The sequence below is a fragment of the Symbioplanes lichenis genome, from assembly GCF_030709675.1.
GTDB lineage: Bacteria > Actinomycetota > Actinomycetes > Mycobacteriales > Micromonosporaceae > Actinoplanes > Actinoplanes lichenis.
Genome location: NZ_JAUZQD010000056.1, coordinates 1 through 274, shown reverse-complemented (window position 1 = coordinate 274; position 274 = coordinate 1). Strand labels below are relative to the sequence as shown.

General features: G+C 60.2%; 1 protein-coding gene. It reads left to right on the top strand.

The genetic code is table 11. The annotated features are described in order from the left end of the window. Positions 1-274: hypothetical protein (locus RAN62_RS41025; RefSeq protein ID WP_305790311.1), on the top strand; the 274-nt coding region annotated here is incomplete at both ends.

Here is a 274-nt window from a genome sequence, read left to right as displayed (position 1 = left end):
CAAGCTGATCCGCGGGCGGTTTATCTGCCCGAACCCAACACCTTCATCCGGCTGGACCAGAACCGCCTCGAAAACAACATCACCTTCGGGGTGCAGTCCAACAACTCCACCACGCTGACCTACACCTCCAAAGAAGGCCGCGGCCTCGCAACATCAGTCGAAGCCAACCGCTACAACGCCGACCCGAAAACCTTCACCGTCTTCGACCCCACCCTCACCATCACCACCGACAGCGACCGGCTCCTCAGCAACTACGACCGCACCAAACCCGACA